At 71.3% G+C, this 2,436-nt stretch carries 3 protein-coding genes and 1 pseudogene; all 4 read right to left on the bottom strand.

Features of this window, described 5'->3' with window-relative positions; all coding sequences use genetic code 11:
* Positions 1-279: pseudogene (locus HMPREF0731_RS25010) on the bottom strand (hypothetical protein); the annotation flags it as partial.
* Positions 280-283: 4 nt separating this feature from the next.
* Positions 284-1,276 carry a GTP 3',8-cyclase MoaA gene (gene moaA, locus HMPREF0731_RS05605; protein WP_007003080.1) on the bottom strand — a complete coding sequence of 331 codons (993 nt, stop codon included), beginning with the start codon at positions 1,274-1,276 and terminating at the stop codon, positions 284-286.
* 78 nt (positions 1,277-1,354) lie between these two features.
* Positions 1,355-2,113: a sulfite exporter TauE/SafE family protein gene (locus tag HMPREF0731_RS05600; RefSeq protein WP_040611951.1), complete on the bottom strand. Its 759-nt coding sequence runs from the start codon at positions 2,111-2,113 to the stop codon at positions 1,355-1,357.
* Positions 2,110-2,283, bottom strand: a complete 174-nt coding sequence (locus HMPREF0731_RS23580; RefSeq protein ID WP_007003079.1) for a DUF3553 domain-containing protein — start codon at positions 2,281-2,283, stop codon at positions 2,110-2,112. Before HMPREF0731_RS23580 ends, HMPREF0731_RS05600 begins: the two co-directional genes overlap by 4 nt.
* Positions 2,284-2,436: the final 153 nt, after the last annotated feature.

Below are 2,436 nucleotides of genomic sequence, written 5' to 3'. Positions count from 1 at the left end.
CAGCGAGGGCGGCTCGGCCCATTCATCGCCGGGGGGCGCGGCGGGGCGGCGGGCCAGGGCCGGCTCCTGCAGCCGCAGGGCGATCTCGCGCAGCTCGGCCTGGATCTCGTCCAGCTGCACCTCCAGCGCCTCCAGCCGCGCCTTCACCCCGAAGACGCTGAAGGGCATCAGCAGGAAGGCGGCGGCGCAGAGCAGGCCCAGCAGCAGCAGCAGCAGCCCCGTCCATTCCGGCATGCCGGGAATGGAGAGGGAGGCCACGATATTGCGCACACCATCCATGGGTTCAGCCGCCTGTCACGCTCATGTGGCGCGGCACCGCGGGGCGGTTGCTGCGCCGGTCGATGACGAAATCATGCCCCTTCGGCTTGCGGGCGATGGCCGCCTCGATCGCCGCGCGCAGACCCTCCTCGTCGACCGAAGGGTCCCGGAGCACGGCGCGCAGATCCGCCGCATCCTCCTGGCCCAGGCACATATACAGGGTTCCGGTGCAGGTGAGGCGCACGCGGTTGCAGCTTTCGCAGAAATTGTGGGTCATCGGCGTGATGAAGCCGAGCCGCTGCCCCGTCTCGCGGATGGTCATGTAGCGGGCCGGGCCGCCGGTGGCGTAATCGCTCTCCTCCAGCGTCCAGCTCTCGCGCAGCCGGCGGCGCACCAGGGAGAGGGGGAGGTACTGGTCGGTGCGGTCCTCGCTGATCTCGCCCATCGGCATGGTCTCGATCAGCGTCAGGTCGAAGCCATGCTCGCCGCACCAGGCGATCATGCGGTCGAACTCGTCCTCGTTGACGCCCTTCATGGCGACCGCGTTGATCTTGATGGCGAGCCCGGCGGCCTTGGCGGCGAAGATGCCGTCCAGCGTCTTCTCGATGTCGCCCCAGCGGGTCAGCGCCTTGAAGCGCCCGGGGTCGAGCGAGTCGAGCGAGACGTTCAGCCGCCGCACCCCGGCCGCATACAGCCCCTCGGCATGCTTGGCGAGCTGGGTGCCATTGGTGGTCAGCGTCAGCTCCCTCAGCGCGCCGGGGCCGATGCGGGCGCCCAGGTTGCGCACCAGCGACATCACGTCGCGCCGCACCAGCGGCTCGCCGCCCGTCAGGCGGATGCGCTCGACGCCGAGGCCGATGAAGGCGCCGCAGAGCCGTTCCAGCTCCTCCAGCGTCAGGATCTGCGCCTTGGGCAGGAAGGTCATGTCCTCCGCCATGCAATAGACGCAGCGGAGGTCGCACCGGTCGGTCACCGAGACGCGGAGATAGCTGATCCGCCGGCCGAACGGGTCGATCATGCGCGGGACATCCTGTGCTAGAGGGGCCCCTGTATTTGGCCCCCCCCACCCCGGCCGCGCAAGGGGCGGCCCGCCGGCTCAGGCCAGCAGGGCGAAGCCGCCGGCGCCGACCAGCGCCAGCAGCGCCAGCCGCCGGTACCAGCCCACCGGGATGACATGGAACAGCCGCGCCCCCACCGGCACGGCGGCCAGCAGCAGCGGCAGCATCACCGCCACCAGCAGCAGCACCGGCCAGCCCACCAGCCCGCCCCAGAGCGGCGGGATGACGGCGACGATGCCGATCAGCCCGAAATACAGGATCAGGTTGGCGCGGTGCTGCGCCGCCGCCTCCGGCCCCGAGAGCAGATAGAGGATGACCGGCGGCCCCGACATGCCGGTGGCGCCCTTCAGCAGCCCCGAGACGGTGCCGACCGCCAGGTTCAGCGACAGCGGGCGCCTGCCGTGATAGCGCCAGGGCGACATCAGCAGCAGGCCGAAGACCAGCACGAACAGGCCGATGGCGCGGCGCAGCGTGGCGCCATCCGCCACGAACAGGATGTAGGCGCCGAGCGGCGTGGCCAGGATGGCGGCGCCGCCGATCGAGAAGATCACCCGCTGGTTGGCCTGGGCGAAGGCGCGCGGCAGCAGATAGGCGGAGACGAACAGCTCCATCAGCAGCATCACCGGCACGCCGATGCGCGGGCCCCACAGCGTCGAATAGACCGGGGCCAGCAGGATGGCGGTGCCGAAGCCGGAATAGCCGCGCATCAGCCCGGCGATCAGCGTCGCGGCGGCGGCGATCAGCAGCGGGCCGCCCTGCAGCAGCCCGAGCGCCGCGTCGAAGCCGGGGCCGCTCATGGCGCGTCCACCACCTCGAGCGCCACCTGCGCGGCGTTGATCAGCAGCTTGCCGGCATGCTCGAAATTCACCGTCACGCGCGGCCCGGCCACGGACTGGACCTGACCCAGCCCCCATTCGGGGCGGTCGGGGTGGCGCACCAGCTGGCCAGGCTCAAGGGAGAAGGACATGCCGCCAGGGTGGCCGCTGCCGCGCCGCGCCGCCAGGAGGGGGCGGGAGGCTGGACTATCACGGAAGCGTGAGAATAGCCTTGCGACATGTTAACCCGTTCCGCATGCGACCCGGCTAGGCCTGCGCTGCGGCGCCCCGCCGGGGCCGGCCGG

This window comes from Pseudoroseomonas cervicalis ATCC 49957, from assembly GCF_000164635.1.
Taxonomy (GTDB): Bacteria; Pseudomonadota; Alphaproteobacteria; order Acetobacterales; family Acetobacteraceae; genus Pseudoroseomonas; species Pseudoroseomonas cervicalis.
This window is presented reverse-complemented; position numbering and strand designations above follow the sequence as displayed.